Source organism: Streptomyces speibonae, from assembly GCF_984686075.1.
On record NZ_OZ480260.1, the window covers coordinates 4,722,532 to 4,736,515 of the forward strand.

Annotated in this window: 9 protein-coding genes and 1 tRNA gene; 5 read left to right on the forward strand and 5 right to left on the reverse strand. The window is 69.2% G+C overall.

Features of this window, described 5'->3' with window-relative positions:
• The 3 genes from AC5L3C_RS21480 (at nucleotide 1) to AC5L3C_RS21490 (ending at nucleotide 6,312) form a co-directional block, all read left to right on the forward strand.
• On the forward strand, nucleotides 1-2,469 hold the full coding sequence (locus AC5L3C_RS21480; RefSeq protein ID WP_493650373.1) for an AAA family ATPase: 2,469 nt from the start codon (nucleotides 1-3) through the stop codon (nucleotides 2,467-2,469).
• Nucleotides 2,469-2,837 (forward strand): hypothetical protein, encoded by a 369-nt coding sequence (locus AC5L3C_RS21485; protein WP_493650374.1) that lies wholly within the window; start codon nucleotides 2,469-2,471, stop codon nucleotides 2,835-2,837. Before AC5L3C_RS21480 ends, AC5L3C_RS21485 begins: the two co-directional genes overlap by 1 nt.
• Before the next feature lie 100 nt (nucleotides 2,838-2,937).
• Nucleotides 2,938-6,312 (forward strand): HelD family protein, encoded by a 3,375-nt coding sequence (locus tag AC5L3C_RS21490; protein ID WP_493650375.1) that lies wholly within the window; start codon nucleotides 2,938-2,940, stop codon nucleotides 6,310-6,312.
• Between the two features lie 249 nt (nucleotides 6,313-6,561).
• Here the strand turns inward: AC5L3C_RS21490 and AC5L3C_RS21495 are convergent.
• The 5 genes from AC5L3C_RS21495 to AC5L3C_RS21515 form a co-directional block, all read right to left on the reverse strand.
• A tRNA-Arg gene (locus AC5L3C_RS21495) sits at nucleotides 6,562-6,634 on the reverse strand.
• 212 nt (nucleotides 6,635-6,846) lie between these two features.
• Nucleotides 6,847-8,277, reverse strand: coding sequence for a hypothetical protein (locus AC5L3C_RS21500; protein WP_493650376.1), 1,431 nt, complete (start codon nucleotides 8,275-8,277; stop codon nucleotides 6,847-6,849).
• Nucleotides 8,270-9,277 (reverse strand): site-specific integrase, encoded by a 1,008-nt coding sequence (locus tag AC5L3C_RS21505; RefSeq protein WP_493650377.1) that lies wholly within the window; start codon nucleotides 9,275-9,277, stop codon nucleotides 8,270-8,272. The genes AC5L3C_RS21500 and AC5L3C_RS21505 overlap by 8 nt, the downstream gene beginning before the upstream one ends.
• A 121-nt stretch (nucleotides 9,278-9,398) precedes the next feature.
• Nucleotides 9,399-10,166, reverse strand: coding sequence for a hypothetical protein (locus AC5L3C_RS21510; protein ID WP_493650378.1), 768 nt, complete (start codon nucleotides 10,164-10,166; stop codon nucleotides 9,399-9,401).
• A gap of 176 nt (nucleotides 10,167-10,342) precedes the next feature.
• Nucleotides 10,343-10,798, reverse strand: a complete 456-nt coding sequence (locus tag AC5L3C_RS21515; RefSeq protein WP_493650379.1) for a hypothetical protein — start codon at nucleotides 10,796-10,798, stop codon at nucleotides 10,343-10,345.
• A 655-nt stretch (nucleotides 10,799-11,453) separates the two neighbouring features.
• Between AC5L3C_RS21515 and AC5L3C_RS21520 the strand changes: the two genes are divergently transcribed.
• Nucleotides 11,454-11,879, forward strand: a complete 426-nt coding sequence (locus AC5L3C_RS21520) for a hypothetical protein (RefSeq protein ID WP_493650380.1) — start codon at nucleotides 11,454-11,456, stop codon at nucleotides 11,877-11,879.
• 74 nt (nucleotides 11,880-11,953) lie between these two features.
• Nucleotides 11,954-13,984 carry a hypothetical protein gene (locus AC5L3C_RS21525; RefSeq protein ID WP_493650381.1) on the forward strand — a complete coding sequence of 677 codons (2,031 nt, stop codon included), beginning with the start codon at nucleotides 11,954-11,956 and terminating at the stop codon, nucleotides 13,982-13,984.

The window sequence follows — 13,984 nt, forward strand, 5'->3', positions numbered from 1 at the left end:
ATGACCGTGACGGAACAGCCCCGGCATAACACACACCACCCCACCGACCCCGCCCGTCCGGCCTCGTCCGGCCAGCCCGTGCCCGTTGGCGCTCTGGTGGAGGCCCGCCTGGAGGAGGCGGCGCTCACCGAGCCCGTGAAGGTGCTCCTGAAGGAGGCGCTGGGTGACGGTGAGCCCCGGGGAACCGCCCCGGTCGGCGGCCGGATCTACCTCGAATCCGTCGCCGTCGCCCGGTTCCGCGGCATCGGACCGCGCGCCTGGCTCAAGCTCAGCCCGAGGCCCGGAGTGAACCTGGTTGTGGGGCGCAACGGCTCCGGCAAGTCCAGCATCGCCGAGGGCATCGAGACGGCCTTCACCGGCGTGAACATGCGCTGGCAGGGGCAGCACGCGGTGCGCAGCAGCAACTGGCGCAATCTCCACGACACCGACGGCAGGCCGGAGATCGAAGTCAAGCTCGCTGTCGAGGGCGACGCCGGCCGCAGCACTCTCACCCGCACCTGGGACGGCGACGACTTCGCCACCTCCCGGGCCGAGCTCAAGCGCCCCGGGCACGGCCGCACCCCGCTCGACCAGGTGGAATGGACGCAGGCCCTGCGGGACTTCCGGCCCTTCCTGTCGTACGTCGACCTCGACCGCATGATCAGTGGCAAGCCCTCCGAGATGTACGACGCCATCGCCACCATCCTCGGCCTGGGGCAGCTCAGCTCCGCCGACGGCCGGCTCCGCCAGGAGATCAAGGCGCTCGAAGACGCGGAGAAGGAGGTGAAGGCGGAGCTGCCGGGTCTCAAGGACGCCCTGTACGAGTTGGAGGACGACGAGCGCGCGGTCCAGGCACTTGTCGCCATTGACACGGCGCGAACCCCCGACTTCGAAACCGTGGACGCCCTGGTCGCCGGTGTGCCGGCCGACGGGGACGACGGCCTGATCGCCCGCCTGCGCTCCGAGGCAGAGGTGCGGGGGCCCGAGCTGGCGGAGGTCCACGCCGCCCTGAAACGCCTGCGCGATGCTCTCGCCGATGCCGAGGACCTGCGCGGCACCGGCGCCGAGGACGCCTTGCGGCGCGCGGACCTCCTGGAGCGGGCTGTGGCACACCACGACCGTCACCCCGATGCTGCCGCCTGCCCCGTGTGCGGGACCGACGGGATGCTGGACGTGGCATGGGCCTCGGACGCGACCGCGCAGATTGCCGCACTGCGGCAGGAAGCGGAGGCGGCAGCCAGCGCGCGCAGCGAACTCCGGTCGGCCGCACGGGCCGTGCAGGACCTCGTCCACACGCCCCGCCAGATTCCCGCCTCTCTGGTCGACCCGTGGCGCGCCTGGAGCGACTGTCGGACGATCAGCGATCCCGCCGACCTCGCCCAGCGCGCCCACGACGCCGCCGTGACCCTGGCCGACGCCTGCGCCGCGGTCAAGGAGAACGCCGTCAGGGAACTGGAGAAGCGGGACGAACGCTGGCGCGGGCTCGTCGCCCGCCTGGCGGGCTGGGCGGAGAGGGCGCGCGCCGTGGACGCGAACAAGCCCCGGCTGCGGGACCTCAGGAAGGCGAGCAGCTGGATCAAGGCTCTGGCCGCCGAGCTGCGGGAACAGCGGATGGAAGGCTTCGCCGACCAGTCGCAGCGCATCTGGGAGCGGCTCCGCCAGGAGAGCAACATCGACCTCAAGGCCGTGAGCCTGAAGGGCAGTGAGAAGGCCACCGTCCGCAAACTCGTCATGGATGTCACCGTCGACGGCCAGGAGGCATCGGCTCTCGGCGTCATGAGCCAGGGCGAGCAGCACTCCCTCGCGCTGTCTCTGTTCCTGCCCCGTGCCGCCACCGCCGACAGCCCGTTCGGCTTCATCGTCATCGATGACCCCGTGCAGTCCATGGACCCCGCCAAGGTCAACGGACTGGCCCAGGTCCTGCACGAACTCGGCGAGCGCCGCCAGGTCGTCGTGTTCACCCACGACACCCGCCTCCAGCGGGCGTTCACCAGCCAGGAACTGCCCGTGACGGTGTTCGAGGTCGAGCGGGGCAAGTCGTCCAAGGTGAAGGTCAGGCTGGTGACCGATCCGGTACGGCAGGCGCTCGATGACGCGCGGGCCCTCGCCAGTACCAGCGACCTGCCGTCGGCGGCACAAACGCATGTGCTGCCCAGCCTGTGCCGCATCGCCCTGGAGAACGCCTTCCTGGAAGCCGCCTGGGTCCGGCATCTCCGCTCGGGTGCGCCCGAGGACGAGCTGCAGGCCGCCGTCGGCAGCGCCGACAAGCTCATGAAGGTCGCGGCGCTGGCCCTGTTCGGCGACGCCGGCCGGACCGGCGACGTCTACCGAGAACTGCTCACCCTTTGCGGACCGCGTGCGGTGGACCTCCTCAAGGAGTGTCAGAACGGCGCCCACGCCACGGGAGCGCAGATCACCGACCCCCACCGCTTCGTGGACGACATCGAGACCATGGCGCAGAAAGTGCGCAAGCCGGGGGTGACCGCGTGATGAGCACTCCCACCACCTCGGTCGAGGAGCTCCTGCTGACGGCCGATCAGCTGCTTGTCGCCCGTACGGGGGCCACGGCCGCCGGCCGGCACCGTGGAGCCTCCCTCGCTCTGCGGACCGCCCTGGAGCTCTCCATCGACCGTGTGCTCGACGCCGCGGTGCCAGGACTCGCCGACACCACGATGCGGGCCAAGATGCTGTGCCTCCACTGCTACACGGCGGCGGAGACCGCTCGCCGCACCAACGCCGTCTGGTCGCACCTCTGCCTGGGATGCCACTACCACCAGTACGAGATCGGCCCCACGCACGACCAGGTTCGCGCCTGGCGGGCGGAGGTCGGCGAGCTGGTCGGGACGTTGACCATCTGACTGTTTGTTACCGACAGGTCTCTGATAGTTATTTCGACGGGGCCGGGCGTATGCCCGTCGCAGCGTCCTCCGGGGTGCTGCAAGGGGAGGGGACATGTACATGGGCACCACCACGCGCGAAGAGATCATCGCCGTCGAGCAGAAGGCGGTGGACCGTGCCTACGACTGCTATGCCGCGCGGCTGGCCGAAATGACCGGGGGCTCGGTCGCCCTGGCCTCCGCGAGCGGCAAGGACAGCGTCGCCAACCGTCTCGCGGCCGAGGAGCAAGCCGCGGCGTACGGGGGTCTCGGCAACGCATCGCTGGTCATCAGCCGCGTGGACGTGCAGGACGGCCCCGGTGGGGAGCCCGAAACCTTTTACATCGGCCGACGTGCCGTGTCCGACGTCCGCACCCGCGACACCGTCGTCGTGGAGTGGACCAACGCGCTCGCGAAGCAGTGGCTCGACGCGCTGCCGGACGCTCCGGGAGAGGTGTTGCTGCGGCGGCGACTGCACTGCGCGCAGCGCGTCGTCAAGGGCTATGCCGACGACATCTCCGTCGCCGTCACTGCCCCGCGGCCGGCCGCGGATGACGCCGATCCGGCGTCATCGTCGGCGGACCCGGCCACCGATGCACAGCGGCAGCAGGGGACACGGCCGCGCGTGCTCACCCCCGCCGACATCGCCCGCGTCCAGCGCCAGAAGCCGCCGCAGCCCGACGACTTCCTCCTGCGCGAGCTTCAGCGCTCGCGCAGCGGCAGCATGCGGGACATCGTCGAGACCATCCGCCGCGACCAGATGGCCCCGGTCACCGGCTCGCCCTCGGACATCCTCGTCGTGCAGGGCGGCCCGGGTACCGGCAAGTCGGCGGTCGGCCTGCACCGCGTGACCTGGCTCGTCAACAACGGGCACTTCAAAGCCCAGGACGTCCTCGTCGTCGGCCCCCATCAGCGGTTCCTGGACTACGTGAGCCAGGTGCTGCCCACGCTCGGCACCCGGAACGTCAACGCCGTGCAGGTGACCCGTCTGTGGGACGGCGAAGTCCTCGGCACCGACACCGCCCAGGCCCGGGTGGTGAAGTCCGACGAGCGTATGGCGGCCGTCCTGCGGCGGCGCGTCGAGATCGAGTGCCGTCCCGAGGCCGTCGACGAGTTCACCACCACTGCTTCTTACGAGGGGGCCAAGCCGGAGCTCACCGTCACCGTCGGCAGCACGACCCTGCGTGTCCCGCGCTCCGACATGCTTTCGCTTCTCGAGGACGTGCGCCGAGGCGACGGCTCCTACCGTGAGCGCCGCGACCGATTCCGCGGGCTGCTCGTCGACCGCCTGCTGCGGGAACTCGTCGCCGTCGCCCCTCGCCGCAGCCGCGACGACACGATCCGCCGCGACCTGGAACGCAACCGTCAGGTCGAGCGCCTCATCGAACGTGTCTGGCCTTCGCCCGGTGCCAGGGAAGCCCTCCGCACCCTCTACGACTCGGAAGACCTCCTGCGTACCTGCGCCGAGGGCATTCTCGACGCCTCGGAGCAGGCCGCTGTGCGCCGTCCGCGGGGCGACACGGCCGACGCAGATCCCTGGACGCTCGACGACCGGGTCTGCCTCGAAGAACTGCGGTATCTCATCACCGGGGAGACGCCGCAGCGGTACGGGCACATCGTGGTCGACGAGGCACAGGACCTGACACCCATGCAGGCCCGCTCCCTGCGCCGGCGCTCCGCCGCGCAGGGCTCCATGACCATCCTCGGTGACCTCGCCCAGGCCACCGGCCCCCACACCCACACCGACTGGGACCGCCTCGGCACCCTCCTGTCCGACCACGGCGACTGGCGCGTGGCCGAGTTGAACACCAGCTACCGGGTGCCCGCCGAGATCATGGAGTTCGTCGCCCCGCTGGCCCGTACCGTCGCCCCCACGCTGCCGTACCCGCAGGCCGTGCGTGCGGCGGGAGAGGACGCCGTACGGACGGTCGCGACGGAGCCGTGGAAGCTCCTCGACGACACCGTGGCCCATGCCACCCGTCTCATCGGCACCAGTGACGGACACACCCTGCGCTCTGTGGCGGTCATCGTCCCCGACGACTCCGGCTGGCTCGACGAGATCAGCCGCCAGCTGGACCTGGCCGAGGGCATCACCGAGCAGGGACGGGAGGCGGTCTCCGTGCTGGCCGCCGCCCAGGCCAAGGGCATGGAATACGACCACGTCCTCGTCGTCGAACCCGCCATTATCGCCGACCGGGGCCCTGCCGGACTCCGCCAGCTGTACGTCGCGCTCACCCGCAGCACCCAGAGCCTGACCGTCCTGCACACCGCCCCGCTCCCGGAGGCCCTCACGAACACTGACGGCGGCGGTACCGAATCAGCACCCACCGAAGGCGAACCAGACATGGCAGACGCTGACGTCCCCGACATCGGTACGGAGGTCCGAGTCCGCGTGACCGGCCGGGCACCCGGTGGCCGGTACAGGGTCAAGGCCCTGTCGCCCGCGATCGACGTCCCTCTGGTCCTGACCGTTCGCCACGGCTCGGTGCCCCCGCGCCCTGGCGCGGTACTGGACTGCTGGGTGTTCGCCCACGAGACGAACCACTGCCTGCTCACCGCGGACCAGCGTGGCCGCCAGCCCATCTCGCCGAGAATGGCGGAACGCTACCTGGCGGCGCTCAGCGTTCTCGACGAACTGACCAACGGTGACGGAAGCGTTCCGCAGAACGCCCGTGATCGTCTGTCCGAGCTCAGGGGCATGGCCAACCGCGTCCTCCGCCGCGACCAGGCGGACTGGGTGGACGTGCGTCGCGTGCTCGGATCCCCGGACAAGCACCGCCTCAGCCTCCTGCGCGACCTCGCGGCACACACCAACCGCATGCTCAAGGACGGCGCCCTGGACCTGAACCGCCTCCAGACGGACCTGGCACGCGTCGGCTGGGCCCAGGCCCTGCACGAAGCCCGGGAGGCACTCCAACGCCGGGTCACCACGGGCGAACCCGAAACCGACGACGCACCCTCCACTGCTGAACAGCAGTCCGAGCAGAAGGAAACCGAGCCCGTGACCCCCGCCGACCTGCCCGCCACGCCCGCACCAGCGCAAGGGCTTCTGCACTTGCTGGAGAGCGCGGCGACCGCCGACCGCACGTGCAGAAAGCACGAGGCGGTACGGCACGCTCTCAAGTCCGCCCTGCTCTGGGAGGACCTGCAGCCGACCGACTCCCCGGTCGTCGACGTCAGCCGGATCGCGGACGACGGGCACTTCCTCTACGAGGTCCTCGGTGCCGGCCGCTCCACCTACGCCGACCTCCGTGCGGGAGCCACCCGTCTCCTGGAGATCAACCACACTCTGCCCGCTCCTGCCGACCGCCTGTACCTGGTGCTCTCCGAACCGCCCGCCGAGGACTGGTCGGCCGACACCGTGTTCGGTGTCTTCGGGGTTCAGGTCCTGTGGCGCACCCCCGACAGTTGGGGCGGCCACGACGCGGAAACCGCCCTGGGCTCCGGAGAGGCGTAACCACCTTCGACAGAAGGGCGATTCTCCCGTGCTCGCTCGTGCGCTCCTTGGGTGCGTGAAGCGGAGCCAGAGCCCGATGGCCCGGAGAAGGCAGGGCCGGAGTCCGTGCCGGATGATGCTGATCCGCTGGAGAGACTTCGGGGGAGCAGCTCTCCGTCCGCTCACGCAAACGGCCCCGGACGAGGAGTCCGAGGCCGAGCATGAGTCCTCCCTGGGGAAGAAACCCCAGGTCAGAGCGGTGACGCGTTGTGCCCCCGGCAGGATTCGAACCTGCGACACCCGCTTTAGGAGAGCGGTGCTCTATCCCCTGAGCTACGAAGGCGGGGCTTGATCGAAACCTTGCTCGGAATGCGGTGAACCGCACCTGACTAGGTCTGTTTGTCAAGCCCTGAGCGTCCCGGGGCCGACAGCTGCGGCGTGGACCGGGCAGAGCCCGGGTGGTATGCCACAGTGCCCGCCAGGGCGCTCGATCCACAGGGTACCGGATCGGGGCTCGGGCGGGCGCTGGTGTGGGTTGGTTGGCGGCTGAGGTGGTCAGGCCGTGGGGCTCAGCAGGGGTGTGGCCTGGTAGTGGAGGGCGCGACTGGTGGAGTTCTGGGCGAGGGCGAAGCCGAGGGCGAGGAGCTTCTGGGCCTGGACGCCGTAGGAGATGAGGCGTCCGTTCCACAGGGAGGCGTCGAGTTGGGAGTGGCCCGACTCGGCGTCGCTGCGGTAGGGGTAGATGAGCTGATGGGCGCGGGTGTACTCAGGTATTTGCTGGAGGTGCTCAGCCCGGTGGAATCCGCGTTCTTCGTCGCTGTGGCCGGCGGGGCGTTCACCGGTGCGGCTGGTGGTGCCGACGGCGACGCGGTAGGAGTGGGGGCCGCGGCGGCAGGGGATGTCCAGCAGGTGGTACCAGCGGAAGGTCCGGGTGCCTCGCCTCTCCAGTTTTCTGATGGGGACCGGGATCAGTTCTGTCGTCCCGTCCGCGAAGTGGACCTTTTCCGCGATGCGTCCGTCAGCGGCCCACAATTCGTGGATGCAGCGTCCTGGGCGCAGGGATTCGTAGAATTGCGGTTCGTTTCCCTTGTGCTGTTTGTTGATGACGAGTCCGCCTTCCCGGGATATGGCGTCTCGGTGTCTGCCGCGCATGGCACCGTCGTAGAGCACTCCCATGCATCCGGGGGCTGCCCTCATGATGTCGAGGACGCCGTCGACCGCGACGGCTGCTTCTCCTCCGGGGTGCTTGTGGGGAACATAGCGGGCGTCGAGGAATACTCGAGACAGGTAGTTCTCGTTCTTCCGGGCGGAGAAGAAGATGTATTTGGGTCCGTAGGCTTCGTTTCCCCCTCCTTCCTTTTGCGGTGCCGATGCGGGGTCGACGCGGTGGTAGCGGATTTCCCCGGTTCTCAGGTCGACGCTGCGCTCGGCGCGCGCGAGGGTCGGGGACTTGAGGACCGTTCCATCGGCTGCCATGAGCTGGTGGCGTCGAGGGTTGCTCCAGGAGCGGGTTTCGTCTTCCGGGAAGATTCCCTGTTCGAGTGCCTGATTCAGGGCGAGGTCGCGGTACAGGACCCACAGGTCGTCGGCGTGGTCGCGTAGGCGGCGCTGGGCGCGGAGCCACTGGTTGCGGCTCGGTCCGGTGTCAGGGAGGAACAGGGTGGCGTCGGCGCCGAGTTGGGCGCGCGCGCCTGTCCTGAAGATTCTCCATACCTCGGGGTGCTCGAGGTGTGCCGCGGTGCGGCGAGCCGAGGCGAGCACGCTGCGGGCGGCGAGGAAGAAGAGGAAGGTGACGTCCGGGTGTTCGCGTCGGCGTCCGGCCCTGCCGGGAGGGGGGAGAGCCTCGGCAAGGGTGTAGAGGTCGGGGTTGTGGGCGCAGTCGGTGAGCCGTTCGTGCAAGGTGCGGCGGTCTCGTTCGGTGAAGGCGCGCTTGCGTGGTGTGCGCTGGGCCGGTGGAAGGGGGTCCTGGAAGATGTCGTCAGGCATGACAGCCCCCTCGTTCCGGCTCCGGGGTGGTCCAGTCGAGGCCGATCAGGTCGGCGGCACGGTCGAGGGAGCGAAGGCCGAGTCGGCGGGCCACGTCCTCGACCTTCCGGGTGGCGTCCCACACGCGGACTGCCGTGTATGCGGTCAGGGATGCCGGTTTGACGTGGGGGTCGGCGCTCAGGCCGATGCGGCGGATGAGGTCGGCCAGGGCGACGCAGGCTCTGGCCTGCAGCTGTTCGTCCGGGGCCGGGGCTGAGGAGACGGCGAGTCGTGCGTCCGGTGCTGTTTCGGCGCGTAGCCGCTGTCGGGTGACGAACGCGGCGCGGGCCTTGAGGACACGCAGGGCCCAAGGGTCGAGCGGGCACCAGCGGGGGTCGGTGCGTGTGGAGCCGTGCATCCAGACCGCGGCGGCCTGCTCGTCCAGGTCGCGGACATGGATGTGGCCGATCTCCCCAGTGTGCCCGCCGGACAGTGCAAGGGCTGCTGCCGCGGCGTGCCGGCTGGGGCGGGAGACGTACTCGGCAGCCTGGCGTACGGCGATGGCCTCGTCCTCGTCCAGCGGTCTGACCCGGGTGCGGGTGCGTTCGGGCAGCCGGATGCCACGGGTGGGATCGGTACCGCTGAGACCGAGGTCGAACAGGATCCGGTAGAAGGAGCGCAGGACCGCGCGGCGCTGGTGGAGGGTGGCGTTGGCGGAGTCGCCGATCCGGCCGTGCCGGGTGCGGCCCTGGGCGAAGACGAAGTCCTCGGCGATGTCGGGCGTCGCCTCGCTGAGGAGGGTGACGCCTCGATTGTGGCTGTAGCGCGCGTAGCGCTCCAGCAGTTGCCGGAAGGCGCGGTTGCTCTGGGGGGACATCTGTCCCTGGGAAGTCATGTCGTTCCAATGGGTGACGGCCTGCGCGACGGCATGCTCGAACAGCACGTCCGCAGCGGGGTGTGCGGACGTGCTGGTGCTGTCGGGCGGGGGTCGGTCGGGTAGCGGCGCGCACGGTACGGGCATGGTGAAACCTCCCAAGGTGGTGCAAGTACACACCAGAATTGGGGTGGTGATCAGCGCATGCACACGCTGGCGCGCAAAGAGGTGACGTCGGCCGGCGCCCGCGGAGTGCGGACGCCCCGGGTCAGGCCCTCTGGCGGGCCAGTACGTCGTAGATCGCGGCGAGCGACTGCATGACCGCCCGGTAGTCCTCGGCGGTCAGCTGTCCGAGCTGGTCGATACTCAGAGGCAGCACCAGGCCGAGCTGCGGGTCGGATGGCGCGGCGGCGTCGGAGCGGTGGGAGTCCCGAGGGGTCTCCTGCGACGTACTGCCGGCCGGCGTCGTCAGGCGTAGGCTCCCCCCGTCGGACCGTTCTACGTACCGGGCGAGCTCCAGCCAGTCCACCAGGTGGACCCACGGGGTGAGGCGGGACGTCGGATACGGCCTCATCGCCTTTGCGATGTCTTCAGCGCTGAGCGAGGCGTCCGGAGTCACGGACGAGACGAGCAGCTGGTGCACCCAGCAGTCGCGCCAGGCATCGCCGAGCAGTGTGCGTGCCGCTTCCCGGTCGGTGGGCCAGGCCCGGCCGACGCGTGCGCCGGCCACGGTGGGAGCCCATCCGGCGGGTCCGGAGGTCAGCAGGCCGGTGTCGGTCAGGAAGCGCAGGGCGGCGGTGACGTCGCGGGTGAGTCCCGTCTCGCGGGTGAGGTCACGGATCTTGGCTGCGGAGCGGCCGGTCGCGCACGTGGTGACGGTGGCGGCCAGGAGGTCGATCTGGCGGTCGGCCGGGACACTGACGGGTGGCATGCGGTAGGAGGCCATCTTGCCCGTGGACGCGGCGTGGGTACCGGCGTCGTGTGCGGTGGCGCGGTGGCGGGAGTGTCCGGCCGGGCCGGAGGTGGAAGCACTCATGTCGTGGTCTTACTTTCCGTACGTCGCCGAGGACCTCGGCGGTTTCGGAAAGGGCTCACTCCAAACCGGCCGCATGGCCTATGCTGACCACCGGTGTGTGAGCCCTTATCTGGAGGCATGCGCCAACGGCCGCCGTGGGCTGCGAACTTGCGGCGGCCGCTCTGCTTGTGTGAGCCCTATGCGTCCCTTGTGGCCCCCGATCCCGCGAGCCGGTACCGAGACTCGGCGTCGCGCACCACGATTCCCTCCTTGTGGAGCTTGCTGAGCCGGGCACGGATGCTCGACGCGGACCTTGTCACGCCAAGAGCCTGTGCCTTGCGCATGATCTCCAGGGGGAGCAGGTCGCTCTGCCCGCGCAGGATGTGGAGGATGCACTCCTCGATCGACATCTTCCGGTTGCCCTCGTCAGTCGGGGCCGTTTCGCGGGGGTCGGCCTTGCTGTCGGCGCTGTCGTCTTCACCGGTGTAGGCCCGCATCGCGCGCAGCAGTGCGGTGTTGTCCGCCAGCCGCATCTCGAGCGTCGCGAGCCGCGAAGCTGCCTCGTCCCGCTCACGGCGGACCGCTTCGATGTCCTCGCGCAGCGCTTCTGTCTGACGTCCCAGGTGAGACAGGAAGTCGCGGGTGTCGTGCACAGGTGCCTCTCCCACGTTCTCCCTCAACAGACATAGTCCTGGTGATCCGCGCGACAGCATAGACAACAACAACTCCCGTTGTCTCCCCGGCGATTGGAAGCGCAATGGGTCATGTGGTGCGCTGCAGACCGCTGTGAGGGGAGCGCGTACGGCTGACCTGGAGATACGCGCCGGCTCACATCGAAGCGCAGCCGCGCCCGGCGAGTGAAGCGCTCGCCCGCGCTCGCGGTGAGTTACCGCGACGAAGGCGCCAGTGGCGCATCTATGGCGGCCTCGGGACGCTGAGGGAGTCCGACGGGGCCAACCGTCCTGTCGGCGGAAACGTCGTGTCAGACAGGTTGCGCGCAGCACTCACGTGGGGCCGGTAGCGCAATCCCGCCACATTCTGACTGCCGGACTGACACCCCACGATGGCCGGTCTCCGCGTCACACGGACGGAGTATTGAGTGCTTTGTGCAGGCGTTCGGTTGACTGGGTGATCCGGAGTCGAGGGATCCACTGCCTAGCAATGGCTGGATCGTGCCCGTACATGCGTCAGTCGCTTCAGGACAAGGCGAACCATTCTGATTGTGGTGATCTTTGGGTTTTTGCACCCTGTGGTGGCTGATGTGCCGCCGATCTACATGATTTCAGGGGGAAAGCCATGGGAGACCCGTTGAACCTGATGCAGGTGGCCGCGGGCGGAGCCGCTGTGCTCGTGGCAGAGATGGCCAGGAGCAGCTGGGAAACCGTGCGCGGAGCGATGGCCAGGCTCTTCCGGAAGGGGGGAGAGGAGACGGCGGAGCAGGAGCTGCAGCTGCTGGATGCCGCGCGAGTGCGGCTGGTCGAGAGCGCGGACAGCGACCGCGCCTCCGTCGTGAAGACGTTGGAGCAGGAGTTGCAGATCCAGTTGGCCGCGTTCCTGCAGAAGAACCGGGCGGCGGCTGCGGACCTTGCGGCCTTGGTGGACAGGTCGGACGAGTCCGGTGCGATCCGAGAACGGGTGAGTGTGCGCGACACCACCAGCAGTCAGGTGCTCATCGCCGGTGGCTCGGTCACCGCCGGCGACTTCACCTACCGAGCGTCCGAGGATGAGAAGTGAGCGACATGAACGCGCCCGGGCCGGAGGCTGTGCCGCCCCCGCCGCCGGCTGCACCCGCCGCTCCTCCTTCTTCCGTGCCGACCGCCCCGGAACGGGACGCACCACGGATCGACGTCCACGAGGTGGAGCGGTCGCAGATCATCATCGCAGGCCGCGATGTCAACATGCGCAAGCGCCTGCCCGAGACCGGCATCCCTCAGGCCGACTTGGACGTGGTGAGCCTGGCCTGGGTGGACACCGACCACGACGGCGGTGCAGTAACCGCCCCCGGCGATGCCGTGTCGCAGCTGACGTCGGACGGACCAGCTCTGGCAGTGATCGCCGGCCTGGCCGGTTATGGAAAGCGCACAGCCGCAATCAGGGCCCTGTGGCAGGTGTCCCGCACTGAGAGCGGCAGCGACGGAAAGCCGCTGCCGCTGAGTGTGGTCCAACCTGACTGGGACAAGGCCGAAGCTCCGGACATCGGTTCTCTGCCGGACCGGCCGGGCACCGGCTACCTGCTGGATGTCGCAGCGGAGATCAGTAGCTGGGACAAACCCGACGAGGTCGCCAAGGCCCTCGTGACCCACGCGGAGAAGCTTCGTCGCGTCGGCTCCTTCCTGGTCGTCGTCGCCGACGAACATTCCTGGCCCGAGGACGAGTCCGGGACCCTGGGCAGAGTCGTCGTCAGGGCGAAGAACAGGCCGGCCCCTCATCGAGTGGCGGAGAAGCACCTCGAGCACCTCCACCGCATGCCGGAGCGCATCCGCTGGCTCAACACGGCCACCAACGCCGATGGCGCGGGGATGGTGGGCCAAGCCGCACACCTGCTGTCGGACGCTTCCAGCCCCACTGACGCCGTGCGGCTGGCCGACGAACTCGCCCGGACCGAGAACTCGGCCGACGGGCTGAAGACGGCGATGGCCGCCTTCCAGCAGTGGCGCACACAGGTCGTCAACGTCTTCAAGCAGACCGGTCCCAGAGACAGAGCGCTCCTGATCGCGACTCTCTTCCTGAGCGGCGGCGATGCCACCAGTATTCAGAACGCCTCCTACCGACTCCTGGGCAAGGGCCCCCAGGAAGACGTGGAGGTCATTCTCAGCGGCCCCGACCTCGCCACCCGGCTGCGCGGCATCGGTGCTCAGGTGACAGGACGGCAGACGACCCTCGACCACCGGCCCGGCTACGCACAAGCCGTGCTCAACCATCTGTGGCAGCAGCGCCCCGACATCCACAGGCATCTACTCAAGTGGCTGGACACCATCACCTCACCCGGTGAACCCGGCGCCTCACGCCTGGCCGCCGTCAGCACACTCCTCGTCGAACTGGCCATCACCCAGAACGACATCAAGGTCATCGACCAGATCCGCATCTGGATCGACAACGGCAACACCACCACCGAGCACCGAGAATTGATCGCCGGTGTGTTCGCCCAGGCGGCCGAGGCGGACACCCTGGGCCCGAAGGTCAGGTCAAGGCTCCTGGACTGGGCCCAAGTGGACGCGGCGTCCGTGAGCACGGTCGTCGCCCTGGTCTGCCAGAGCGAGTTCGCCGAACACTACCCCCGGCAGACGCTCGTACGCCTGCGCCACATCCTCGACCGGGCCGATGCGGACACCGCCGTACGCACTGCGGAGACGGCCTTGCGCACCATGGCCGCGCGCCCGGGACAGCTTCCCCGGGTCTGGGCCACGGTCAGCAAGTGGGCCACCGAACCCGGGCATCTGGCCGGTCACCGCGCCTTCCTGTCCCTGCTCGACCCACGGGACGACGCCCATGCCCTGCAGGTCCTGATGGCAGCCGCCGACGAAGCACCAGAGATCAGAGCAGCCCTGCTGCGTGGCTGGCACGCGGCCCTGGCCGACACCCGAGTCGCATCCCAGTGCCGCGATCTGATGATCGCCTGGGCCCGCGCCCGTGCGGAGGGCCTGGTACCGCAGGACCTGGTCACCGACATCCTGCGACAGGTGGTCACGGAACACCTGTACACCAGCCCCGTGGCAGCCTTCGTCTTCGGTGAGCCGGGCGTCCAGTACGACGAACCCGTCATTGCACTGCGCAGGGACCTCCAGCTTCCCGTTCTCGCACCGTCACCGCCCCCGGCCGCAGAAGCCACGGAGTCCTGA